The organism is Pedobacter sp. ASV12, from assembly GCF_016429155.1.
In the GTDB taxonomy this organism is placed as follows: domain Bacteria; phylum Bacteroidota; class Bacteroidia; order Sphingobacteriales; family Sphingobacteriaceae; genus Pedobacter.
Genome location: NZ_JAELUC010000061.1, coordinates 1 through 25,026 on the forward strand (window position 1 = coordinate 1; position 25,026 = coordinate 25,026).

The 25,026-nt window shown below is 44.3% G+C and carries 23 protein-coding genes; 13 read left to right on the forward strand and 10 right to left on the reverse strand.

Annotated elements, in window-relative coordinates; translation table 11 throughout:
* From JHD69_RS13910 to JHD69_RS13940, 7 genes are all read left to right on the forward strand, one after another.
* The coding region (locus JHD69_RS13910; RefSeq protein WP_199140946.1) for a LysE family transporter at positions 1-328 on the forward strand (328 nt) is incomplete at its 5' end.
* A 113-nt stretch (positions 329-441) separates the two neighbouring features.
* Positions 442-1,854, forward strand: coding sequence for a TlpA family protein disulfide reductase (locus JHD69_RS13915; protein WP_199140947.1), 1,413 nt, complete (start codon positions 442-444; stop codon positions 1,852-1,854).
* Positions 1,838-3,610: a sensor histidine kinase gene (locus tag JHD69_RS13920; RefSeq protein ID WP_199140948.1), complete on the forward strand. Its 1,773-nt coding sequence runs from the start codon at positions 1,838-1,840 to the stop codon at positions 3,608-3,610. Before JHD69_RS13915 ends, JHD69_RS13920 begins: the two co-directional genes overlap by 17 nt.
* A 1-nt stretch (position 3,611) precedes the next feature.
* Entirely contained in the window at positions 3,612-4,355 is a 744-nt protein-coding gene (locus tag JHD69_RS13925; protein WP_199140949.1) for a LytR/AlgR family response regulator transcription factor, read from the forward strand.
* Positions 4,356-4,581: 226 nt separating this feature from the next.
* Positions 4,582-6,252 carry a sensor histidine kinase gene (locus tag JHD69_RS13930; protein WP_199140950.1) on the forward strand — a complete coding sequence of 557 codons (1,671 nt, stop codon included), beginning with the start codon at positions 4,582-4,584 and terminating at the stop codon, positions 6,250-6,252.
* Position 6,253: 1 nt separating this feature from the next.
* Positions 6,254-6,997, forward strand: a complete 744-nt coding sequence (locus tag JHD69_RS13935) for a LytR/AlgR family response regulator transcription factor (protein ID WP_199140951.1) — start codon at positions 6,254-6,256, stop codon at positions 6,995-6,997.
* A 434-nt stretch (positions 6,998-7,431) separates the two neighbouring features.
* On the forward strand, positions 7,432-7,989 hold the full coding sequence (locus tag JHD69_RS13940) for a LytR/AlgR family response regulator transcription factor (RefSeq protein WP_199140952.1): 558 nt from the start codon (positions 7,432-7,434) through the stop codon (positions 7,987-7,989).
* Between the two features lie 139 nt (positions 7,990-8,128).
* On the opposite strand, the gene JHD69_RS13945 is transcribed toward JHD69_RS13940, so the two are convergent.
* Genes JHD69_RS13945 through JHD69_RS13955 form a run of 3 tightly spaced genes read right to left on the reverse strand, consistent with a single transcriptional unit; the run spans position 8,129 to position 11,393 of the window.
* Positions 8,129-8,731 carry a YdeI/OmpD-associated family protein gene (locus tag JHD69_RS13945; protein ID WP_199140953.1) on the reverse strand — a complete coding sequence of 201 codons (603 nt, stop codon included), beginning with the start codon at positions 8,729-8,731 and terminating at the stop codon, positions 8,129-8,131.
* Between the two features lie 37 nt (positions 8,732-8,768).
* Positions 8,769-10,988 carry a cation:proton antiporter domain-containing protein gene (locus tag JHD69_RS13950; RefSeq protein ID WP_199140954.1) on the reverse strand — a complete coding sequence of 740 codons (2,220 nt, stop codon included), beginning with the start codon at positions 10,986-10,988 and terminating at the stop codon, positions 8,769-8,771.
* 48 nt (positions 10,989-11,036) lie between these two features.
* On the reverse strand, positions 11,037-11,393 hold the full coding sequence (locus JHD69_RS13955) for a hypothetical protein (protein ID WP_199140955.1): 357 nt from the start codon (positions 11,391-11,393) through the stop codon (positions 11,037-11,039).
* Between the two features lie 114 nt (positions 11,394-11,507).
* Here JHD69_RS13955 and JHD69_RS13960 point away from each other — a divergent pair, with 114 nt between their 5' ends.
* Positions 11,508-12,671: an alpha-hydroxy acid oxidase gene (locus JHD69_RS13960; protein WP_199140956.1), complete on the forward strand. Its 1,164-nt coding sequence runs from the start codon at positions 11,508-11,510 to the stop codon at positions 12,669-12,671.
* A 60-nt stretch (positions 12,672-12,731) separates the two neighbouring features.
* On the opposite strand, the gene JHD69_RS13965 is transcribed toward JHD69_RS13960, so the two are convergent.
* The 7 genes from JHD69_RS13965 to JHD69_RS13995 all read right to left on the reverse strand — a co-directional run bounded on the left by JHD69_RS13965 (position 12,732) and on the right by JHD69_RS13995 (position 18,197).
* A complete protein-coding gene (locus JHD69_RS13965; protein ID WP_199140957.1) occupies positions 12,732-13,499 on the reverse strand; it encodes a hypothetical protein in 768 nt (255 codons plus the stop codon).
* Positions 13,500-13,516: 17 nt separating this feature from the next.
* Positions 13,517-14,566, reverse strand: coding sequence for a bifunctional riboflavin kinase/FAD synthetase (locus JHD69_RS13970; protein WP_199140958.1), 1,050 nt, complete (start codon positions 14,564-14,566; stop codon positions 13,517-13,519).
* Between the two features lie 93 nt (positions 14,567-14,659).
* A complete protein-coding gene (locus JHD69_RS13975; RefSeq protein WP_199140959.1) occupies positions 14,660-15,520 on the reverse strand; it encodes a YitT family protein in 861 nt (286 codons plus the stop codon).
* Positions 15,521-15,525: 5 nt separating this feature from the next.
* Positions 15,526-16,257 (reverse strand): tRNA pseudouridine(55) synthase TruB, encoded by a 732-nt coding sequence (gene truB, locus JHD69_RS13980; protein ID WP_199140960.1) that lies wholly within the window; start codon positions 16,255-16,257, stop codon positions 15,526-15,528.
* A 33-nt stretch (positions 16,258-16,290) separates the two neighbouring features.
* Complete coding sequence (locus tag JHD69_RS13985) at positions 16,291-17,085, reverse strand: undecaprenyl-diphosphate phosphatase (protein WP_199140961.1); 795 nt, start codon at positions 17,083-17,085, stop codon at positions 16,291-16,293.
* Between the two features lie 6 nt (positions 17,086-17,091).
* Complete coding sequence (locus JHD69_RS13990; protein ID WP_199140962.1) at positions 17,092-17,319, reverse strand: DUF3098 domain-containing protein; 228 nt, start codon at positions 17,317-17,319, stop codon at positions 17,092-17,094.
* On the reverse strand, positions 17,319-18,197 hold the full coding sequence (locus JHD69_RS13995; RefSeq protein ID WP_199140963.1) for a cell division protein FtsX: 879 nt from the start codon (positions 18,195-18,197) through the stop codon (positions 17,319-17,321). The genes JHD69_RS13990 and JHD69_RS13995 overlap by 1 nt, the downstream gene beginning before the upstream one ends.
* Before the next feature lie 230 nt (positions 18,198-18,427).
* Here JHD69_RS13995 and JHD69_RS14000 point away from each other — a divergent pair, with 230 nt between their 5' ends.
* The 5 genes from JHD69_RS14000 (at position 18,428) to JHD69_RS14020 (ending at position 24,973) form a co-directional block, all read left to right on the forward strand.
* Positions 18,428-18,856 carry a hypothetical protein gene (locus tag JHD69_RS14000; protein WP_199140964.1) on the forward strand — a complete coding sequence of 143 codons (429 nt, stop codon included), beginning with the start codon at positions 18,428-18,430 and terminating at the stop codon, positions 18,854-18,856.
* Positions 18,857-19,109: 253 nt separating this feature from the next.
* The gene (leuS, locus tag JHD69_RS14005) at positions 19,110-21,896 is read left to right on the forward strand and encodes a leucine--tRNA ligase (protein ID WP_199140965.1); all 2,787 of its coding nucleotides are present in this window, start codon (positions 19,110-19,112) and stop codon (positions 21,894-21,896) included.
* 161 nt (positions 21,897-22,057) lie between these two features.
* Complete coding sequence (locus JHD69_RS14010) at positions 22,058-22,567, forward strand: RNA polymerase sigma factor (protein ID WP_199140966.1); 510 nt, start codon at positions 22,058-22,060, stop codon at positions 22,565-22,567.
* A gap of 4 nt (positions 22,568-22,571) precedes the next feature.
* Complete coding sequence (locus tag JHD69_RS14015) at positions 22,572-23,219, forward strand: hypothetical protein (RefSeq protein ID WP_199140967.1); 648 nt, start codon at positions 22,572-22,574, stop codon at positions 23,217-23,219.
* 122 nt (positions 23,220-23,341) lie between these two features.
* Positions 23,342-24,973 carry a TonB-dependent receptor gene (locus JHD69_RS14020; protein ID WP_199140968.1) on the forward strand — a complete coding sequence of 544 codons (1,632 nt, stop codon included), beginning with the start codon at positions 23,342-23,344 and terminating at the stop codon, positions 24,971-24,973.
* Positions 24,974-25,026 lie beyond the last annotated feature (53 nt).

A 25,026-nucleotide genomic window follows, 5' to 3' on the forward strand; every position in this document is an offset into this window, starting at 1 on the left:
CAGCAATGATACCAGCAAAAGAGGCAGCGTATTTTATGGCATGTTGCTCGGGGTTTTAAATCCGGTTCAAATTCCATTTTGGCTCTTCTTTGGCAATTATGTTATCCTGCACGAGTGGATCAGGACCGACTACCTGTCGCTCGTTATTTTCAGCTTGGGTTCGGGTATAGGTTCGGCCCTGGCGCTTTACGGCTATGCTCATTTTGCCCGCTACATCCAGGAGAAATTTGCGCTGAGCAGCCATTTGATCAATAAATCGATTGCCATATTTCTGTGGGTATTGGCCTTGTACCTGATCATTAAGCAAGCCGTTATTTATTTGAGGTAGTTTCAAATACTGTTGGTAGCGGATCAGATACTTTTACAGACGGCCCATATACTGTTTTTAGCTTTTTTGGCAAAGGTAGATTGATGAATTTTGAAACATCAACAATGCCGAAAATGAAAAAGACAATCAATTTGATGTTGCTGTGCCTGACCGTCATGGCCAGCAAAGCGCAACAAAAGACCCGGATTACCGGAAAACTCATCAACTGCCAAGACAAGGTATTGGAACTGGTGCCTAGTACTGGCGATTTTAAAGACAGTATTCTGGTTAATGCCGATGGCAGTTTCAGCTATGAAACCGCTAAAATTACTGAGCCTTTTCGCGCTAACCTCACCAACCGGAAACAAATCCAGGTGCAGCTCTTTTTGGCACCAGGCTACAATTTGCAACTCAATGCCGATGTAAAAGATTATCAAACGGCCAAATCAACGCTTGCTTATACCGGAATTGGCGCTAAAACCAACAGTTACTGGCAAGAAGGCAATGGCAAAGCCAAGCCTGATACCATAAATTGGAACAAAAAAGATGCTGAGACCTACCTGGCACACCAGCTTTCCTTTGTGAACGACCATACGCTAATCGATAAAATATTCGATGCCAACAACCACGAACCTTATGCCGATTATTTTAGGCAATCGCTTTTGCTCGACAAAAAGTTTGGCCCGCTTATCGGGCTGTTCAGTTCATATGCCTATGTAAATAAGCTACAATGGGCGCAACTTCAAAAAATGGTGAAGCAGTTGGGGTTTAAAGCCCTGGAAAAAGAGCTGAACAACGAGGCCAATTTGTCGAGCAGCTCTTTCTCCTATTTTGTTTCCGAATATCCTTTCTATTGCAGCGAGTATCATGCTTTTCCGGCCGACAGCACGCAGAAGCAAAAAGGCAATTATACATTGTACCTTACCGCTAAGTTGTTTAAGGGCAATGTATACGATTATGTGGCTTCGCAAACCTTACAACGGAATATGTCGTCTGTTTATAAGCTCGACGATATCTACAAGCTAAGTCCCTACATTGAAAAAATAACCGACCGTAGCTTGAAGCAAAAACTTAAAGACATGGAGGCCGATCGGGTCAAAACGGCCACAGGGCTGCAGGCAGGAAATGTTTCGCCGGTTTTCAATCTGCCCGATACCAGTGGCACGCTGCACCATTTGGAAAGTTTTAGGGGCAAGGTTGTATACATTGATTTGTGGGCCAGCTGGTGTGGCCCGTGCAAGCAGGAAACGCCTTTCCTCAAAAAAATATACGATCAATATAAAGGTAATGATAAGCTTCAGGTCATCAGCATTGCGGCTTTTGATGCCAAGAACAGAAAATACAGGTATGACATCATTAAAAAAGATGGGATGGACTGGCTGCAGCTCGAAGACACGAACGATGCTTTTGCCAAATCCTACCAGGCCAATTTTATTCCGAGGTTCATCATCATCGATAAAGAGGGACGGATTGTAGACAGCGATGCGGTTAGGCCAAGCGAACCCGAAAAATTAACCGCTATTTTAAACCATGAAATCAATAAATAAAGTGAAGAACATAAGTTTATTGATCCTATTGCTCTGTAGCATGTTGGCTTTTGGGCAACAAAAAACGGTAGATAGCGCTGTTGAACGTAAATACTTCGAATTTGCGGGTAATCAGCTGGTTGATATTAGAAAGGCAACTCCGGCACAACTACAGATAATAGCACGTAAAAAGCGCTTGCAGGCCATTAGTAAAGACCACTTTTTGTTTTCGATAGGAGAAAACCTTGGTCCGGCGTTCCAAACCATGGCGTTGCGGTTTCAGCAAAATACAAGTGCCACGGTGTACGAGGGTTTAGATTGGAGCTGGAGCGGTCGTAATAGCCTGCGCAGGTATTTATTGGATAAAGATGTGAACATCGAATTTGCCGATGTAAGCATTACCCCACAAAATGCCAAAGACTACCGTTACCACGTAGTAACCAATGACGATACCGAGATTGTGGGCTGGACCACGCCCACCAATTTTAAAACCACCTCTGATGGCAAATATGCTTATGCCTATTTCGGCAGCTTCGCCGCCCAACCCAATGGTTATATTAGGATCGAGCTGTATAATATCCATAATTACAAAAGGAGAGACGGCATTATGGTCGATTGGAGACCAGTCAAGCCCTTAGCCGTTAGCGTAGGGCTTGAGTACAACGATAAGAATTTTCCAATCGATTTGCTCTACAAGTCGATTGATGGCAAAACTCCTCCGGAGAAAGCCAAAGAAGCAAAAAACGCTTGGTATCAATTCAATTTAGGCGATTCGTTGGTGAGGCTGCATGTCTTACCGGAAAACTACACCTATAACTACGAATTTAAAATCGAGCTGATCCGCAACATAAGCGGTAAGACCGAAAGACTGGATTTGGGTACGAACAATAGGGTGTTTTTCATCTATAAAGAGTATTGGAAGCAACCAGGACAATACGAATTGATCTTAACCCCGAAATTGCCTAGACCGGGTGGTACGCCAGTTGTCTATTTAAAAGATAAGGCGGTGAGCTATCGGTTTGAGGTATTGCCGGAAAAAAATCCGAAGCACCTCTTCTCCAGCAAGCAAATCGCTTTATTCGGATTGTTGTTGTGTGCCGTTTTGGGAGGTATTTTTGGGGCGGTGGTTACCAAGCTCAAAAAGAAGAACCAGCAACGTGTGCAGGACGAACAGCAACAAAAAGAACTGGCCAAAACCCAGTTGGCTTCGGTGCGCGCGCAGCTAAACCCACATTTTATGTTCAATGCCTTGGCCGGCATCCAAAACCTGATGAACAAGCAACAACTCGAGGAAGCCAACCACTATTTGAACAAATTTGCACGGCTAACCAGAAATGTGCTCGACAACAAGGAGCAGGTAAGTTTGACCGAAGAACAGGCATTGCTAACCGATTACCTGGAAATGGAACAGCAACGCTTTGGCTTTAGCTTCGAGCTTAAGGTAAACCAGGGATTGGATATCCATAACATCGAAATTCCAGCCATGCTGCTTCAGCCTTTTGTAGAAAACGCGGTAAAGCACGGAATTGCTGCAAAAGAAAAAAACGGGCACATTGCCGTTGCTTTCGAACAACGCGAAAAAGACTTGATATTAACCATAATAGACAATGGCCAAGGTTTCGATACGGCCAAAAATTATGAAGGTTTGGGTTTGCAGTTGAGTAAAAACAGGATATCTTTATTGAATGCCATTTATCAGGATTCGCCACTTTATTTAACCATGCAGGCCAATGATAAAGGTACCATCATTACAATTACTTTAACCCAATGGCTGTAAAATGCGGGCAATACTGGTAGACGACGAATCGGCCAACTTAGAAAATCTGCGCCATCTTTTAGAAAAATACTGTGTGGCCGTAAAAATAGTGGCTTGTGCCTCTGATGTGGCCACGGCCAAAAGCCTGATGGAGCTTCACCAGCCCGACTTATTGTTTTTGGATATACAGTTAGGCAAAAACTCCGGCTTCGACCTGTTGAACGAGATAAGGGAAAAAACCTTTGAAGTAATCTTTGTAACTGCTTACGACAATTATGGCATACAGGCCATTAAGTTTGCGGCTTTAGATTACCTGCTCAAGCCGGTAAGTGCCGATGAACTGAAAGCAGCGGTTGATAAAGCGCTGCATAAGCTCAAGCATAAGCAGCAAAACGAACAGCTTTCCTTTTTGCTGCAACAATTGAATGTAAGCGAAAAAAGCGCACCCAAAATTGCATTGCCCCAGCAGAACGAGATCAGGTATGTACAGGTAAACGATATTGTGAGGTGCGAAGCGGCCAACACCTATACCTTCTTTTTCCTCTCTAACGGCGATAAGATACTGGTTTCAAAATCGCTCAAGGAATACGCCGACCTGCTCAAGCCGCATGGTTTTTTGCGTGCCCACCAAAGCCATTTGGTTAACCCGGCCTCTGTAAAAAGCTGGCTCAAAGAGGATGGGGGCATGCTTTTGATGAACAATGGCGATAAAATTCCAGTTTCGAAACCCAACCGCGAGCAGATTAAACTTGCTTTGGGCAAGTGATTGGTCATTAGTTCGTAGGCCATTGCTGAATAGGTTCGAGCTAACTTATAACCCATAACTTATAACCCATAACCCACAACCTACAACTCAAAACCCGCAACCGAAACTGAATTTCAAATTCTATCTCGTTTCCCAAAAATGCTCAACGGTTTTGGGCAATTGCTATCTTCGCTTTTTTTAAAAGCCAAATTACCCGCAGGTTTGAGGAAACTTAAACTTGAAAACTATGAAGAACTATCTTGCCATTATCCTGCTATTCATCGCCTCATCCTGTTTTGGACAAATAGGCGGTATGAAATCGGTTACGCTAAACCCTTTTCCGGGGCATTACCAAAATTACATCGGCATTATGATTTTGGGGTATAATGAGAGTGCTGAGCCCATTTTTTTGTCGGCTGATAGCGCTACTCAAAAAGCATCGGAGATGCTGATTTACCCGGCTAAGCCCAAAACCTTCTTTTTCTACTTGGAGGGAGCCCGCCAAATCAAATTAAGAGCGAATATTGCGCAAGACAGCCTTAAGAACTATCGTTACTCGGTAATTGCCGACGACTCTATCGTACTGGCCAAAGAGTTAACGCCAGCCGCAATTGAGGGAAATCGGATGTTTAGTGCAGATTTGGGAACCTATGACATCGCCAACAAAAAGCTGGTATTGATTGCCTATAAAGTTGGCGATAGGGCCAATGGCAGAGAAACGATTATTTATAATAAAAAGTTAAATCCAGTTAGCCTTATTTCGGCACAATTGATTAAAGAAATAAGGGCAAACGAAAAGCCGGTAGTCGAAAAGAAAGTAGAAAACGATACGATTACTACAACCACAACTATTGTTACAAAGCAAAGTGAGGGGGTGAACCTGGATGTCCAAGGCCGTTTGGTGCCGATGGATGCCAAGCGCAGCTATGCCGAGATTATGATTGACCCTACAGAAAATATCTTTTTGTACCAAATCTTAATCAAGCGCCAAGAAGGTGATAATGTAGAGACGACCTTGCTCGATAACCAGAATTGGATAGCAGACACCTATGGCAACCTGACTACGCATTTAGACATCAAAAATTTTTTAAAGCCGGGCAAGTATGAAATCGTCATCTTTCCACGAGTAGGAAAAATAGATGTCAATAAAATTGAAAATGCGGTAAAAATCAATTTCGAGATGCGAAAACCTGCGCTGAGCAACAAAGAGATTGGCTTGTATGCCGGATTGGTGTTCTTAATGTTACTGCTGGTATTTGCCGTGATTATAGTGACCATCAAAAGAAAGAACAAAAGGAAGTTGCTAGCCGAACAGCAACAAAAAGAATTGGCCAAAACACAGCTGGCAACGGTACGGTCGCAACTTAACCCGCATTTCTTGTTCAATGCTTTGGCCGGCATCCAAAACCTGATGAACCAGCATAAAACCGACGATGCCAACCGTTATTTGGCCAAATTTGCCAGGTTGACCCGCAACGTGCTCGACAATAAGGAGCTCATCAGTTTGGCAGATGAAAAAGCACTGCTAGACGATTACTTGCAGATGGAGCAGCTGCGCTTTGGCTTTGCCTATCAAATCAACATTGATCCGCAATTGGTTATTGCAGATGTAGAAATCCCGGCCATGTTGCTGCAGCCCTTTGTAGAAAATGCCGTAAAACACGGCATCGCTGAAATGGAAGAGGCTGGCCAAATCAGTATCGAATTCACGAAGCAAAATGAAAATCTTGTTTTAACGGTAAAGGACAACGGCCAAGGTTTCGATACTGCCAAAAGCTACGAAGGCTTGGGTTTGCAGCTAAGCAAAAATAGAATAGCTTTGCTGAATACCATTTACAAACAAACACCTTTTCTATTGCACCTAAACGGCCGGGCAAACGAAACTACCATTACCATAACCTTAACCCAATGGCTATAAAATGAGGGCAATTTTAGTTGATGATGAAAAGGCCAACCTGCAAAACCTGCAGACCATGCTGGCCACCTATTGTCCGATGGTAACTATTGTGGCGGCCAGCCATAAAATAGAGGAGGCTGTTCAGCTTGTACAATTGCACCAGCCAGACCTGCTTTTTCTCGATATACAGATGGGCAAGCAATCGGGGTTCGATTTACTGAATCTATTGCCCGAAAAATCTTTTGAAGTGATTTTTGTCACAGCGTACGATCAGTATGGCATCCAAGCGGTAAAGTTTGCGGCGCTCGATTACCTGCTCAAACCTGTGAACCCCGACGAACTGGTGCTGGCCGTAAACAAGGCAACCGACCGCATCAAACATAAAACGGCAAACAACCAGCTTGGTTTTTTGCTTCAGCAGCTTAAAAGAACCGATTTCTCTTCTCCCAAAATAGCTTTGCCGCAACTCAACGAAATCATGTATGTCGCCATCAATGATATTGTACGTTGCGAATCGTCAAACAACTACACTTTCTTTTTCCTGGCCAATTCCGATAAAATCCTGATTTCGAAATCATTGAAAGAGTATGCCGACCTGCTAAAGCCCTACGGATTTTTGCGGGTACACCAAAGTCACCTGGTTAACCCGGCCTATGTCAAAAGCTGGCTCAAGGAGGATGGAGGTACGCTCTTGCTCAACAACGGGCAAAAAGTACCGGTATCAAAGTCCAATCGCGAAAGTATCAAATCGGCACTTGGGAAGTAGGTTAATGGTAAGTTGCTCAATGGTTAACCACCCCGCCCTTTGGGCACCCCTCCATGGGAGGGGAATGGTAGGTAGCAATAACTGGGCCGTCAACTCACAACTCACAACTGCCAACTGAAAACCCACAACTCTTAATCCACAACTGCTAACTGAAATAGTCTACAAATACTCATTCGATGTGGTAAAATACTCGGTAGGGCTTTTACCATGGCGGGCTTGCTTTAATTTTGGACTTGTCAAATCCAATGGAGGGTGCGATTCTTAAACCTTAAATTAAATGGAGATGTTGAACTTAGGCACGCCCGAAATTATCCTGATTGCTATTACGGCCACTTTTTTTATAGCCTTAATCGTTTTGGTTGTCTTTTTACTGAAAAAGCTCGCAAACCGAAATAGGTAGGTAAATTAAAATTTTGTTCATTAACTTTAGCCCTATGTTAAACCTTGGTACGCCCGAAATTATCCTCCTTTTAGTTGCAAGTGTCTTTTGTGCGCTATTGTTTGGGGCGGTTATTTTCTTTGTGGTGTACTTGGCCAGGCAAACCGGTGCCCCAAAAATCCCTGTAGTGGTTTATCCAGATCAGGTAGCATTGAAGGATTTCCGCCCAGCGCCGTCAACCACAGCAACGAAACCAGCCGATGAGCCTAAAGATATACCCACTTTGGCCGCCGACTTGAAAATTGCCTTGCCTCAACAGAGCGAAATCAGGTATGTTAAAATAAGCGATATCGTCCGTTGTGAGGCCGACGACAACTATACCAATTTTGTACTGAACAACGAAAAGATCCTGATTTCGAAATCGCTGAAAGAGTATGCCGATTTGTTAAAGCCCTACGGGTTTTTGCGGGTGCACCAAAGCCATTTGGTTAACCCGGCCTATGTCAAAAGCTGGCTCAAAGAAGATGGTGGGACACTCTTGCTCGACAATGGACACAAAATTCCGGTCTCAAAACCCAATCGCGAAAGCATCAAATCGGCACTTGGGAAGTAGGTTAATGGTAAGTTGCTCAATGGTTAGCCACCCCGCCCTTTGGGCACCCCTCCATGGGAGGGGAATGGTTAGATGGCAATGACCGGGCTGTCAACTGGCAACTCACCACTGCTAACTGAAAACACAACAGACAACCCTGTTATCTTTCATATTTCCAATTTCTAGATTTGCCTTCGTTAAGCCAATCTATTGCGGTTTCCATGCGCTTTTTTTTGGTTGCTTCGGTTTTGGCTTCAGTAATCCATGCTAGGTATTCGCGCTGGTGCGAGGGACTGAAAGCCTCAAACTGTTGCTGTGCCTTGGGGTGTTTGGCCAATAAACTGGCAAAATCCGCGGGCATGGCAATGGGCGCTTTTGGAACAATTACTTTTTTTACCTTAACTCCTGCTTCGTTAAGTTTGATAGCTTCCAGCGCATATTCGATCAGAATCTTCGCTTCAGGCAAATCTTCCAGCTTGGTTAGCCGTCCCAGGCTGCCCATGGCATTTTCCTTGTCTTCAAACAGCTGATAGGGATCCTTCATTAAGGAAGTTTTCCAAAAGCCAAAAGCGCAATGGGCTTTAAAGGCAGCCATCGAACAAACGGTGCCCTTGTAGTCGAAATGCGGAAAGCCCCATTTGATCGTCTCGTTAATAAGGGGCGAGGCTTCGTGAATTATGGTCCGCAATTGTTTTAAAATGGGTTGGGCAAAGCCAGCCGATTGCTCGATATAGGCATCTACACGTTCGTCGAATTGTTTCATATGGCGCTAATTGGTAGATCAATTTAGCAAAGAGAATTTATTTAAGCAACTCCGGAATGCGCTTGTTGTTACCCACAATCCATACAATGTCTTCGTTTTCGAAGATCATGTTCGAATCGGGATTTAAAATGCGTTGTCCGTTGCGCTCAATGCCAACCACCAGGCCTTGGGTCTGTTCCCTGATGCCAGAACTGCGGATGCTCTGTCCAAAAACCGGCGATTTGCTGGTAATCACTACTTTTTGCAGCGACATGTCCTGTTTTGGAAAAGTAGCGCTGTCTTCCGAAACTTTACCTTCAAACAAAGGTGTTACGGCTGCCAGTTGGTCGTCGGTGCCTATAATCAAAACTTTGTCGTTGGGATAAAGGCGTTCATCGCGACTGGGCGTAGGCAACATAATTTTGCCGCGTTCAATCAAGGCAATATTAACCCCGTGTTTTTCGCGCATGGCCAAATCAATCAGGCTTTTACCCACCAATTCTGATTCGGGCGCAACGGTCAGTTCCAGTAAATGGCTGTCCCAAGGCAATATTTCGGGTTGTTTGTTCTCTTCGTCGCGTGCATGCAGGTTATACAAAAAGCGGTGTTCCATGCGTTCATAAAAGCTCTGCAGCTTTCTGGAGAAAATAAACATGCCTCCTACAATTAAAAGCAAGGCAATGCTGATGGCTATCCAGGTGTTGTAAAACTGCACCATCAAAAAGGCCACAAAGAAAATCGCCAGGGCAATCCTTAACAGTTCAATGGCAATAAGCGGTCCGCGGGTATATCTTTTGTTGAGCCAAAGGTGCGAGTAAGCCTTGCGTTCAATTCGCCTAATGGCTAAGGCATACAGAAAGGGCAGCATGATAACCAATGTGATAATCAGCGATAAGATAATGCCGTTGTTGCCATCAAGCAGGTGCTTGTTTACAAAAGGCTGCAGGTATTTTGAGGCCAGTAGCACAATGCCGGTTAAAATGGCACCGTGGATAATGGTGTTAAAGGCGTAGCCTCGCAACAAGGTTTTCCAGTCGCTCATGGTGGTAATGCCTTGCGTACCAGAGCTATATCGGCTAATCCCGTCGAGCCATTTTTGTGGCAGCACCCTGTTTAAAAAGTTATAAAAGGGCTCCGATACCTTAATCAAATAGGGGGTGGTAAAGGTGGTAATGGCCGATGCCGCTACGGCAATAGGATAGAGGAACTCGCTGGTTACCTTCAGTGTAAGTCCCAAAGTGGCAATGATAAAAGAGAACTCGCCAATTTGAGCCAGGCTCATACCTGCCTGCACGGAAGTTTTTAAAGGCTGGCCCGAAAGGAGTGCTCCAAAGGTAGAACTAATCAGTTTGCCCAGAATCGTGGCTAAGGTAACCACCAAAATAGGGAAGGCATAATCGAGCAATATTTTAGGGTCGATCAGCATTCCTACCGATACAAAAAAGATAGCCGCGAACAAGTCTTTAACCGATTTGGTGAGGTGTTCTATTTTTTCGGCCTGTGTGGTTTCGGCCAAAATAGAACCCATGATAAACGCGCCCAAAGCCGGTGAAAAGCCAACCTTTACTGCCAATAGCACCATCACCAGGCAAAGCGCCAGCGAAACGATGAGCATGGTTTCATCGTTCATCAGTTTCTTGGTCTTTTTTAAAAAGGTAGGGATGAGGAATATGCCACCCAAAAACCAGATGATGAGGAAAAAACACAGTTTTAAGATGGAAATAAGCATTTCGCTGCCTGCAAACTGCTGACTTACCGCCAGGGTAGACAAAAGCACCAGCAATAAAATGGCTACCAGATCTTCTACAATGAGTACGCCAAACACCAAGCCTGCAAACTTCTTGTGTTTGACACCGAGTTCTTCAAAGGCCCTGATGATGATGGTAGTAGAAGAAACCGAAAGAATACCGCCCAAAAAGATGCTGTCCATGTTGCTCCAGCCCATCAGCTGGCCCGCAGCATAGCCGATCAGCAACATAAACACGACTTCAATAACGGCGGTAATACCGGCCGAGCCCCCAACCTTGGCCAGCTTTTTAAAGCTGAACTCGAGGCCCAGGCTAAACAACAGAAAGATTACCCCAATTTCGGCCCAAATGGTAATGCTTTCGTGGTCGGTAACGGTTGGCATGAAACTAATATGCGGCCCCACCAAAATGCCGGCTAGGATATAGCCCAGTACGAGGGGCTGTCTAATTTTTTTGAAAAGGAGCGTAGTAACTCCAGCGGCGGCCAGAATGAGGCCTAAATCTGCAATTAATACAGGTAAATGGATCATAAAGTATAATTTTGTTAAATAAATAATAGTGCTGTTGAGGCATTACATTTACCAAAAAGTATGCTTCGGATAAAGGCAGTTCCACGTAAAATCATAGCTGTGGTTGCGCTTATCCCTAAAAATCCTAAATGCCGAATTGGGTAATACTAAAAAACTGTGCTGAATACGGGAAAAAACAGTGGCAGTAAGCGAGAAGGAAGTAATGTGCTGATAAATCAGCTCGTTTTCGTTGGCTATGTTTTCCTTTTGTAAGGCCGATTTAACCCTCTTAAACTGAACGGTTGTCCTGATGCTGGCTGTCGGTAACTGAACGGTAATGGAAGGGCCTGGTAGGCTAAGCTTGGTTTTGGCGCGCGAGGCCAAGCACAAACAGCTGAGCAATAAAAAGGCAATTAACGTTCTCATTGCCCTAAATATAGTGAAAAAAGCCTGATTTTGGTGAAAAATCACCTAAAAAAGATAGGTTTTTCCTACCATCAGACTTTGACGAAGCCGTGGATTTTTAATTATATTTACGGCATGCCTATCGAAAAACTAACTTACAATCCCAACTATCCTTCAGTTAAGGATCTTAAAAAACGTGCCAAGGCACGGATGCCCAAATTTGCCTTCGATTATTTGGAAGGTGGCTGCAATGAAGAGGTAAACCTCAGCAGAAGCGAAACCGATTATCATGATGTATTGCTGCAACCCAGCTACCTTAAAAAGTTCGGTGGCATCGACATGTCGACTACTTTGTTTGGCCATCGCTACGATGCGCCTTTTGGGATTTCGCCTATTGGTTTGCAGGGGCTCATGTGGCCCAATGCACCAGAAATATTGGCCAGGGCCGCTTTCAAGCATAATGTGCCCTATATTTTAAGTACGGTGTCAACCAGCAGTATTGAGCGAATTGCCGAAGTTTCCGAAGGCCAGGCCTGGTTCCAGCTTTACCATCCTACAGAAAATTCGTTAAGAGACGATATCTTGCGACGTTTGGATGCTGTACAATGCCCGGTTTTGGTGGTTTTGGTCGATGTGCCTTCTTTTGGCTTGAGGTACCGCGAAATTAAAAGCGGTTTGTCCATGCCTCCCAAAATGAACATCAGCAATATTTTTCAGGCGGCTATTCGTCCAACCTGGGGTATTGAAACGCTGAGGCACGGCATCCCGTCGTTTGCCACATTAAAGCCTTACATGGAAAAAGGTTTGGATATGGCCCAATTGGGCAAATTTATGAACAAAACATTTACAGGCAGGGTAGATACCGATAAGATCAAAGCCATTCGTGACCAATGGAAGGGGCCAATGGTGCTTAAGGGCATTACCACCGAGGAAGATATCAAAGCCAGTATTGCCGTTGGAGCCGATGGCATTATCGTGTCTAACCATGGCGGCCGTCAAATTGACGCGGGCGAATCGACTATCGTTTCATTGCGCAAGCTGATGGCCACGCCGGCTTATCGAGAAAAGCTGACCATGATGATTGATGGCGGAATGCGTTCGGGACCAGATATTGGTCGGGCTTTGGCAACCGGTGCCGATTTTACCTTTATGGGCCGTCCGTTTATGTACGGAGTTGGTGCTTTGGGCAAAAAAGGTGGCGACCATACCATTTCCATGTTCAAGGCTCAGCTGAAACAAGTGATGGAACAGCTTTCCTGCGAGAAAATAGCGGATTTTCCGGAGACTTTGATTAAATAGATTTCTTATGGTTTTTTCTTAATTCCGACCATTTTTTTGACGATTTTCAGAAAGAGAAAATTAATCTATGCGCTTAATAACGTTCTCCAAATTATCTAAAACAAGCTTGAGATGGATTTTTTGATCAGGATATAAGCGTTGCAGGTCATTTTTCAATTGAATAAATGGAGCAAAAGCCGATTGATCTTTTTCTATTCCTGCAACCACTGGTATTGATAATTCATAACCCCCAGCAATTTTTTCTACAAATATTGATTTTGTTTGAAAATCATCAAAAAAGCCTGTTGCGGTTAGTTTTGTTGCAAGCTGATCTACTTCTTCTTCAACAAGGTTGCTTTTGTTGTAAACTATTTCATGCTTCTTCGATCCATACGTTTTTGTACTTAATGAACCATTGCCAATTGATTCTTTGACAAGCAAAAAACCAATTAATGTACCAATGGTTAATATAAGGCCAATTAGTCCAACCGCAATGGTTCGCCACCAGTTATATGATTTCCCACCCTCTTCAGCATGTTTTGCTAATTGCTTGCCTTGAAAGCGCTGAACTAAATAAGAGGCAATGCCTGTATAGATCAGAGGGATTATTTGAGGAGGCAATCGATTCCCTTCAGGAACCATTAAAATACCCCCGAAAATAATAACGGTTGCAATAATCGCATAGCCCCAAGTCTTAATTGCATGATTAGGATCATTAAATGCTTTAAAGTTTGAAGCAATCATATAACCTGCAACCAAGGGACCGCCTAAGAGAGTACCAGTCCATACTTTTCGTTCCGAATAGATTTTTTTTGAAGGGACTTCGATTGTGAGAGGCGTTTCTTCCATGAAGGATATGTTAAAAATTAAGAAATAGAGTCAAAAAACGCCAAAGTATCGAGTTTATCCTGATGCAGTTGTGCGGTTAGGGCTTCCAATCCGGTAAATTTTACATCGTGGCGCAAAAACTTTAGGAAATTCATGGTAATGGTTTGCCCATAAATTTCGCGGTTAAAATCAAAAATGTTGACTTCGATGTTGCGGGTCATGCCGTTAATGGTTGGCCGTTGGCCGATATAAGCCATTCCCTTAAAAGTTGAAGGTTGAGGGTTCAAAGGTAGGAGAGATTGTTTTTCCGCCTCTAAACTTTGGACTTTAGACTTTGTGCCTGCGTCTTCTTGCCTTCCGTCTGCTGCCCCTGCACCTTCCCCCTCCGAATCCATTTCAATGGTCACCGCATAAATGCCGTCGCTCGGAATAAGCTTATAGGTTTCTTCTACAAAGATATTGGCAGTAGGAAAACCGATGGTACGGCCAATCTTATCGCCTTTGATAACCGGCCCGTTGATGGAAAAATAATAGCCCAGGTATTCGGCGGCAAGGGCAACATCGCCTTCAAGGAGCGCTTTGCGTATTTTGGTCGAGCTTACCGCTACATCGTTAATATCCTGCTCCGGAATTTGCTCAACCGTATAGCCGTATTGTTGGGCATTGGCCAGCAATTGGTTCATATCGCCTTTGCGGTCTTTGCCAAAACGATGATCATAGCCTACAATCAGCTGTTTGGTGCCGATGGTATCTACCAATATGTTTTTGATGTACTCGTCGGGCGTAAGGTTAGAAAAATCGCGGGTAAAGGGAGTGATGATCAGATGGTCGACACCTAAATTCTCCAAAATTTGTGCTTTTTCCTTGATGGTATTGATCATTTTCAGGTCCTGGTTTTCAGGATCGATGATCAGCCGCGGATGCGGAAAAAAAGTAAGGATAACGCTTTCTCCACCAGTTGCCTGGGCCAGTTCGCACAATCTTTTGATGATTTTTTGATGGCCGTAGTGTACGCCGTCAAAAGTGCCAATGGTAACCACGGCATGGTCTAGTTTTTTAAAATCCGATAGCTGGTTATATATTTTCATCTGTGTGTGATCGTTTGGTGTTCATTTGCTGGAGCGCTTGGCTGGGGTAGCTTGTTCTCCCTTTAACCAAGGCGCATTTCAAAACGAATAGGGTTAATGAAAGGCCTGTCGCTTAACTACCCCGCCCTTAATGTCGGCAATTTGTTGCTGCACCACAAAAGCATCGGGGTCAATTACCCTGATTTCGGCCTGCAGTTTGCTCATTTCGAGCTTGGTTACCACCGTGTAGATGATGTCGATGTCTTTCTTTTCCAAATAGCCGCCCTCGCCCTTGTAAATGGTTACCCCTCTTTTCATGTTCGAAATGATGAAGGCTTTGATTTCGTCGTTCTTTTCCGAAATAATGGTTACGCCGGTATAGGCCTCAAGACCGTTTACAATAAAATCGATGGTGTTGGAGGCCGATAAATAAGTTAAAATGGCATACAATGCCGTATCTATATTAATGAAATAGGCCGCAAATGCGAAGATGATGATGTTGAGGATCAGGATGATGTTGCCTACCGTCAGCTGGCTGTTCCGGCTGATGTAAAGCGCCAAAACCTCGGTGCCGTCAATTACACAGCCGCCACGCATGGCCAGTCCGATGCCGCCACCCAAAAAGAAGCCCCCAAAAAAGGCGATGAGCAGTTTTTCGTGTGTGATGGGTGCAAAAGGCAAAAATATCAAGGCCAATGAAAGTGCAATAATGGCAATAGAAGTTTTCAGGGCAAAGGTTTTGCCGATTTGGCGGTAGCCCAAAATAACGAAGGGAATGTTGATGACTACAATAAGATACGACAGTTTCCAGCCGGTTAGGGTACTCACCAAAAGCGAAATACCGGTAACGCCGCCGTCAATAAAATGGTTGGGTATCAAAAAGCTTTTCAGGCCGAAACAAGCCGATACCACGCCGCAAACAATAAGTGCAATTTCCTTGATTAAACGCGAACTGTTGTTTTTGATATGTTCCATAAGCCTTACTGGTCGGTTTTTGCCTTTGCTTCTTCTCTTTTGCTACGAAGATACTGAACCAAATCTGCTACCTCAAATGCGTTGGCCAATAAAAAGTTGCCGCTGCGGGTCCGGGTCAGTTTAGAAAGATGGGCGCCGTTGCCCAGCTGCTTGCCAAAATCGGAGGCCAGCGACCTGATGTAGGTACCTTTGCTGCATACAATCCTAAAATCGACTTCGGGCAGGGCAATCCGGGTAATTTCAAATTCGCTTACCGTAACCTGACGTTTGCGCAATTCCACTTCTTCGCCCAAACGCGCCTTTACGTACAGCCTTTCGCCATTCACCTTTACCGCCGAATGGGCTGGCGGATATTGCTCAATTTCGCCAATAAAAGGCGCCGTGGCTGCATAAATGGCTTCCTCGGTCAACTGGTCAATCGGAAATTCCTGGTCTATAGCTGTTTCGAGGTCGAACGATGGCGTAGTGGCCCCCAAGGTAAAAGTACCGGTGTATTCTTTTTCTTCGGCCTGGAAAGTATCGATTTGTTTGGTCAGTTTGCCTGTGCAAACAATCAGAAGGCCGGTAGCCAGCGGATCTAAAGTGCCTGCATGCCCAACCTTAAGCTTCAGCGGTTTTAGCGAGTTTCTGATTTTGCCCACCACATCAAACGAAGTCCATTTGTAGGGTTTATTGATGAGCAAAAGTTCGCCTTCTGCAAAATTGAATTCGGGAAATGTCGGATTTTTTGGGTCCAATAGCTTAAATTAATGTTGTGGCAAAGCTACGGATTATATCACAGAAAGCTCGTGCCCCGAAAGGATCAAAATGATAATGGCCAATCCTACGGCAATTCTGTACCAGCCAAATACCTTAAATCCATTTTTGTTCAGGTAGCCGATAAAGCTCTTGATGGCCAAAAGGGCAATCACAAAAGCGACGATGTTGCCAAAGGCCAAAATCTCTATTTGATCTTTGGTAAAAGTATGGCCTCCTTTAAAAAAGTCGAGCAGTTTTTTGGCGGTGGCGGCAAACATGGTAGGTACGGCCAAGAAAAAAGAAAATTCGGCGGCGGCCTTTCTGGTCAGCTTTTGGCTCATGCCACCCACAATGGTAGCACCAGAGCGCGATACGCCCGGTATCATGGCCAAACATTGGAAGAAACCGATTTTCAATGCCGTTAAATAGTTGATGTCTTTTTCTTCGGTAACAGTGGCTTGGTTAAACCATTTGTCTACAAAAAGCAGGATAACCCCTCCAACTACCAGTGAAATGGCAACGGTAAGCGGACTTTCGAGCATGGCATCGATTTTATCGCTGAGCAAAACACCAAAAATGGCAGCCGGAATAAAGGCAACCAGCAGTTTGATGTAAAAATCGAAGCTTTTGAAAAAGCGCTTGAAATAAAGCACCACTACCGATAGGATAGCCCCCAACTGGATGCAGATGGTAAACAATTTGACAAAAGGATCGGAAGCAATGCCCATGACCGAAGAGCCGATAATCATGTGCCCAGTCGAAGAAATTGGCAAAAACTCGGTTAATCCCTCAATAATGGCAAGGATCAGCGCTTGTAGAAAACTCATTTGGCCTTATTTTTTGAGAACGGCATAAATGCCAAAGCCAAAACCAAACAGGACCACCATAGGCGCCAATAAGGTTCTTCTGGTATCGTAAATGTCGCCAGTAGTACCCATCATCAATAAGAAACCAACCAGTACAATTGCAATGCTGATCAATAATAACTGATAGTTCTTTTTGGTAAAGACCATTTCTGATTTTTGTTCCTTGTTGGTCGGAACAGTTTGTTTTTCTGCCATTATCTATAAAGATCGTAAATTTTTAAACGTAAATATCTGCTTACTGCAAACCAGGTGCTAATGGCCGTAATGAAAATGCCAATAGCCACCAGGCTTAAGAATACAAAGCCGAATTCGGTATAGCTTTCGAGGATCTTGATTTCGCCGAGCTCTTTTTGCGCATAGGTTAATAAACCCAATAAAATGATGATGGCAATAAAAGAAGCAATCAGTCCGTGCAAGATGGCTACCCAAATAAAAGGCTTTCTGATAAAGTTCTTAGTGGCGCCTACCAGCTGCATGCTCTTGATCAAGAAACGTTGCGAGAAAATGGCCAGGCGGATGGTATTGTTGATGAGCGCAACCGCAATAACCAAGAGGATAATGGCAAAGCCCAACACAATTAAGCTGATGGTGTTGATGTTCTTGTTTACCATATCGATCAGCGAACTTTGGTAAACCACTTCCTTCACAATCGGGTTTTTCTCGATCTGCTTTTTCAGCGCATCAATGTTCTGGTTGTTGGCGTAATCGGCCTTGAGGTAAACATCGATGGTAGAGAGCAAAGGGTTATAGCCCAAAAAGTTCACAAAATCTTCGCCCAAATCTTTGGTCAGGTTGTGCTGGGCAACCTCTTTGTTTATGTATTGGGTCTGTTTAATGGCAATATTGCCGTCCAGTTCTTTCTTAAAAGCCAGGATATCGGTTTCTTTGGCACCCTCGTCAACAATGATGTTGAGTACGATGTTTTCTTTTACATAATTGGAGAGATTTTTAGCGTGTACTAAAATTAGGCCTAGCATGCCGAGCATCAATAGCACCAATGCAATACTAAAAATGGTCGAAATGTAAATGGTCTTCGTTTTTTTAGAGGCTTCGCTTACTTCAAATTCTTCCATGTAGCTATGTTTTTGTTTTGCGAAAATAAAGAAAGATAAGTAAAAATGTAAATTAAATGGCCTTTGTTTTTACAAACGATGAAATTTAATAAGCGCAAATTACGCAAATGGCCTATAGTGGCAAGGCCTCTTAACATTATTTAACTTTTCGTTGTAGTTAAATAAGTGGCACATGTTTTGTGCCGGGCAAAGCATTGGCGTTTCTTATTAAACTAAAATCAAAAAACTAAATGAAACAGAAATTAGTATTAGCAGGAATGATGCTCTTCATGGTAGCCGGCTTCAGCGCCTGCAAGAAACAAAACCAGTCTACCGAGCCCCTTCGCACCAAGATGCTGGGCAAATGGCAGGTCAACAAAGTCGATGTCACAACTTATAATACATCGGGTACCCCAACCACAGTAACCACCACCTATGCGGCAACCGACTACATGGACTTTAAAGACACCGAAAGCGACGATGTAGAATTGAGCCTGGGCGCAAACAACAGAGCTTTGGGCTTTTACAAGGTGAGGATCAACGATTCGTTTTTCCTCGACTTTTCACAAAAAGACCTTGAATGTACCGCCACAGTAATTGGCGATCAGGAATTCCGTTTTACGGGAACCGTGGTAGGATCTAATCCCAAAGTAACCGAAACCTATTACCTGAGCCGTTAAGCAGGCTAAGGGGTTAAAGATAAGAGCCTTGGCTGTCTGGCAGCCAAGGCTTTTTTGTTGAAAAAGCGCTCAGCCTTAAGGTATGGCAATGTAACCACCATTGTTGATGCCCTAGTTAAGCAAGGCAATGTTTACAAAAGTAATATCTTGCAGTCATTGCCGGAGATGCCAGCAATATTAAATCTTCGAATCCCACTTCAAAAACAGGCTTTATTTCCGTAGTTTTGCAAACTATTTAAGCAAGAGCATTTTAATGGACTACCAATTTAAAGAGATAGAGCAAAAGTGGCAGCAGTACTGGGCCGCCAATCAGACTTTTAAAGCCGATAGCAATTCGGATAAACCAAAGTATTATGTACTCGACATGTTCCCCTATCCATCAGGTGCGGGGCTGCACGTAGGCCATCCGCTGGGCTATATCGCCTCAGACATTTTTGCCAGGTACAAAAGATTGAAAGGCTTTAATGTATTGCACCCCATGGGCTATGACTCGTTTGGTTTGCCTGCCGAACAATATGCCATTCAAACCGGTCAGCATCCGGCCATTACCACCGAAACCAATATCGCCACCTACCGCAGGCAATTAGACCAAATTGGTTTTTCTTTCGATTGGAGTCGCGAAGTGCGCACCAGCGATCCGGGTTATTACAAATGGACCCAATGGATTTTTATGCAGCTGTTCAATTCCTGGTACAACCTCGAAACCGATCGTGCAGAAGATATCACTACGTTGATCGAAAAGTTCAATGCTTCGGGCAGCGCTGAGGTAAAAGCGGTTTGCGACGAAGATACGCGCAGCTTTTTGCCTAGCGATTGGGCTACTTTTAGCGACGAAGAAAAACAAGAAGAACTGTTGAAATACCGCTTAACCTACCTCAAGGAAAGTACGGTAAACTGGTGTCCGGCCTTGGGAACCGTATTGGCCAACGATGAGGTGAAAGACGGCTTCTCGGAGCGCGGTGGCTTTCCGGTTGAGCAAAAGAAAATGATGCAGTGGAGCATGCGCATTTCGGCCTATGCCGAGCGTTTGTTACAAGGATTAGATACGATTGACTGGCCAGAGCCGGTGAAGGAAATGCAACGCAACTGGATTGGCAAAAGCGTTGGGGCCAGCGTAAAGTTTAAAATTGAAAGTGAAAAGCTTGACGATTATATAGAGGTTTTTACTACACGTGTAGATACCATTTTTGGTGTTTCTTTTGTGGTATTGGCACCAGAGCATGAATTGGTACAAAGCCTAACTACGCCTGCGCAAAAAGAGGTAGTAGAAAATTACATTGCGCAAACCAAGAAGAAATCGGAGTTAGACCGCATGGCCGATACCAAAACGGTTTCTGGCGCTTTTACAGGCAGCTATGTGCTGAACCCGGTTAACGGCGAAAAGGTACAAATTTGGATTGCCGATTATGTACTGGCTGGCTATGGTACGGGTGCGGTGATGGGCGTGCCTAGTGGCGACCAGCGCGACTGGCTGTTTGCTACGCATTTCGACTTGCCGATTGTCCAGATTTTGGATGCCCAACAGGATATTGATGTACAGGCCGATGCTACCAAAGAAGGAAAATACATCAATTCGGGTTTTATCAATGGCCTCAACTATCAAGAAGCGGTTGCCTTTTTAAACAACTGGCTAGAGGAGCAAGGCGTAGGCAAGGCTAAAATCAATTACCGCATGCGCGATGCTATTTTTGGTCGCCAGCGCTATTGGGGCGAGCCTATTCCGGTTTATTTTAAGGATGGTCTGCCTTATTTGGTTAACGAGGAAGAATTGCCGGTGGTACTGCCAGAAATTGACAAATATTTGCCAACCGAAACCGGCGAACCGCCTTTGGGCCGTGCTGCCGACTGGAAATACAATGACGAGTACGAATACGAATTGAGCACCATGCCGGGCTGGGCGGGCAGCAGCTGGTACTGGTACCGTTACATGGATGCACAGAATGAGTCAGAATTCGCTTCGAAAGATGCAGTAGCCTACTGGAAAGATGTTGATTTATACATCGGTGGTTCGGAGCACGCAACCGGCCACTTGCTGTACAGTCGTTTTTGGAACAAGTTTTTAAAGGATTTGGGCTATGTAACCGAAGAGGAGCCTTTCAAAAAATTGATCAATCAGGGCATGATCCAAGGTCGAAGCAATTTTGTTTACCGTGTGGTTGATGCCGAGGGACGAGGTACGAATACCCTGGTGTCTTATGGCCTAAGAAAAGATTACAAAACCATCGCTTTGCACGTAGATGTAAACATTGTAGAGAATGACATACTCAATATCGAGAAATTCAAAGCATTTAGGCCAGAGTTTGAAAACGCTGAGTTTATCTTAGAAGGTGGCAAGTACATCTGTGGGGTTGAAGTAGAGAAAATGTCGAAATCAAAATTCAATGTGGTAAATCCCGATGTGTTGATTGAGCATTATGGCGCCGATACCTTGCGCATGTACGAAATGTTTTTAGGGCCACTTGAGCAGAGCAAGCCTTGGAACACCAATGGCATTGAAGGCGTATTTAAGTTCCTGCGCAAATTTTGGCGCTTGTTCCACAACGAAGAATGGCAGTTCCACGTTAACGATTCGGTACCAACCAGAGCTGAACTGAAGGCCTTGCACAAAATCATCAAAAAAGTGCAGGACGATATCGAGCGTTTCTCGTTCAATACTTCGGTGTCGAGCTTTATGATTGCCGTAAACGAACTAACCGACCTGAAATGCAAAAGTCGCCAGGTGTTGGAAGACCTGGTTGTTGTGCTTTCGCCGTATGCGCCGCATATTTGCGAAGAGCTATGGTCGTTGTTGGGCAACGAGAACTTGTCTACAACGCCTTATCCAACCTTTAATCCGGCCTACCTGGAAGAAAACGAATTTGCCTATCCGATTTCGATCAATGGCAAAATGAAGATGAACCTCAATTTGAGCCTCAGCCTCGACGAGAGTCAGGTTCACGAAGCGGTATTGGCCGATGAGCAGGTGCAGAAACACCTTGAAGGCAAATCGCCTAAGAAAATCATCTTCGTCAAAGGAAAGATTGTAAATATGGTAGTTTAGCACTCCAACAAGAATAACAAACCAAGTGTTAGCCACAGATTAACAGATTGAATACAGAGATCTGTTAATCTGTGGCTTTTTAATGCTTAAAAATATTTTCCTAGTCCTTGTGATTTTTCTGACCTTGTTGCGAATAATAGGAAAAACAGTTTCCAAGATCTATGCAACAAGCACCTGTAGCACAACAAGATTTTCTCCAGCTCATTGAGGCCAATAAGCGCATCATTTTTAAGGTATGCAATTCTTATTGCCGTAATGCCAGCGACAGGGAAGACCTGGCTCAGGAAATCATCTTTCAGCTATGGAAATCGTGGGGCAGCTTTAACAATGCCTATCAGCTCTCCACCTGGATGTACCGCATTGCCTTGAATGTAGCCATTTCATTTTACCGCAGGGAAAGAAAATCAACAGGCACCCTGCTGATGGGCGAGCAGGTTATAGAAATGGCCGACGAAAACCTGGACGCAGGTTTAGAAAGCAATTTGGGCTTATTGCAACAATTTATTGAGCAGCTCAGGCCCTTAGACAAGGCGCTGATGCTGCTTTACCTGGAAGAAAAGCCGCAAAAGGAAATCGCCGAAATCATAGGCATCAGCACTACCAACGTGGCGACCAAGATTGGCCGGATCAAAGAACAGCTCAAACAAAAATTTTCCAACCTAAAAGCTTAACACCATGCAAGAATTAGAAATCATCAATCTTTGGAAACAATACGACGAGAAACTGGAAAAATCCATTTCGCTAAACCGTAGGGTTATTGCCGAACTGCAGCAGCAAAAAGCAAAAAATGCCTTAAGGCCAGCCAAACAAATCAAAAGATTGGCCGTAGTGGCGGGTCTGATCTATGTCGCCCTTTTGTCGTTTTTGGTGTATAACTCCCTAAAATTCGAGAACATATTTTTTGTGGCCTCGCTGGGCATCAGCATCGTCATTACGCTTATTGCCATCGTAGTTTATATCCACCAGCTCTACCTGATTAATGATATAGACAACAGCGAAAGCGTAATCCACATCCAACAGAAACTGGCCGACTTGCAAACCTCTACCTTGAAAATAGTGCGGATATTGCTGTTGCAGCTGCCATTCTATTCTACCTGGTATATCAATTTTCAATGGATCAAAGAATCGCCAAACATGTTCTATTTTATTCACCTGCCCATCGTGTTCCTTTTTGCATTGGCCGCAATTTGGCTGTATCGAAACATCAATATCAAAAATATGCACAAAAAATGGTTCAAACTGTTGTTTAGTGGTGCAGAATGGACCGCTATTGTTAAATCGGGGCAATTCCTGAAGGAAATCGAACACTTTGAAAAAGCCTAGATACAGTTCACCGCTTCAAAAGCTCCATTCACCGATTTTTACCAACAAATGGTCAAAAAACGCTAGGCATTGCTGTAACAAAAGCTAATTTTGGCAGACTAAATACAAACAAACAATATAACATGAAAAAAATTCTACTTCTATGTATCGGTTTAATTGCAGTTTTAGGTGCCCAGGCCCAATTCCCGGGTTTGGGGGGCGGTAGCACGGCACCCAAAATAACTGGACGTATAACTGCGACCGTCATAGATTCGTTAACCAAGCAACCGATTGATTATGCAACAATTTCGCTAACCAAAGTGAAAGACGGCAAAGCGGTAAATGGTGGCGTAACTGACGAAAAAGGAAAAGTGACCCTTCAAAACGTAGCACCCGATGAGTATAAGCTTTCGGTAGGTTTTATTGGTTATTATTCAAAAACAATCATTGTTAAAACCACGCCCGGCAAGCCAGATAATAATTTGGGAAATATTATTCTCGCGCCTTCATCAAATACCTTAAAGGAGGTAACCGTAGAAGGCAAAAAGAACATGATTGAAAACAAAATCGATAGGATGGTGTACAATGCGGAGGCCGACCCAACAAACGCTGGTGGCGATGCAACCGACGTGATGCGCAAAGTGCCAATGCTTTCGGTAGATATGAGCGGCAACGTACAGCTGCGCGGTGCGGCGGTACGTGTATTGATCAACGGTAAGCCTTCGGGTACCATGGCCAACAGCGTAGCCGATGCCTTGAAAATGTTGCCTGCCGATCAGATCAAAAGCGTAGAGGTAATTACTAGCCCATCGGCCAAATACGATGCCGAAGGTTCGGGTGGTATCATCAACATCATCACCAAAAAATCAAACGCCCAAGGTGTAAGTGGCAGCGTAAATGCAACTGCAGGTATTCGCCAAAATACAGGTTCGTTTAACTTAACAGCAAAAACGGGTCGTTTGAGTGTCAATACCAATTTGGGTACCATGTTGGCTTACCCGCAAGAAACCAGGGTAACCTTGTTAAATAGAACCACATCTAGTACAGGTACAACGGATGTTTTGCAAGATGGCTATTCAGATTGGACCAGGCAGATGTATAATGGAAGCTTGGGCTTAGACTACGATTTCAACGCTTACAATAACATCAGCACCACGGCTAGATACAACCACTTTTTTAATGGTGGTCCAGGACAAACCAATTTGTTGATCAACAATGTGGCGGCCAAAAACATCGGCCAAACCGATATGGGCAACAGCAATATCGACTGGAATGTTGATTATAAGAAAACCAGCAAAAAAGCGGGCGAGGAATTCTCGATTTCTGGCCAGCTAACCAGTGGCCGCAATACCAACGAGTTTACCAATACTTTGCAAACACCAGGATTTCCAGACAACGTTTTGGCCAGTAGCAACACCGGTAAAAACAAGGAGTACACTGCGCAAACAGATTATACCTATCCGTTTAGTAAATCGGTAACTTTCGAGGCTGGTGCCAAAGGTATTTTCCGTAACATCATCAGCGACTACGGCAGCGGTTCGGCTCAAACTTTTGATTATGACCAAAACGTAGGCGCTTTATACAGTACCATCAGCTTTAATTTAGCTAAAAAACTACAGTTTAAGGGTGGAGTAAGGGCCGAATATACGGCCATCAATTTTTCTAACAGCAAGAACGATTATTTCAATCTTTTCCCAAGCGCGATATTGTCGCACCCAATCAGCCCGATGACGACATTGAAATTAAGCTATAACCTGTCTCTTATACACATCTAAAAAGGGGGGGGGGGGGGGGGGGGGGGGGGGGGGGGGGGGGGGGGGGGGGGGGG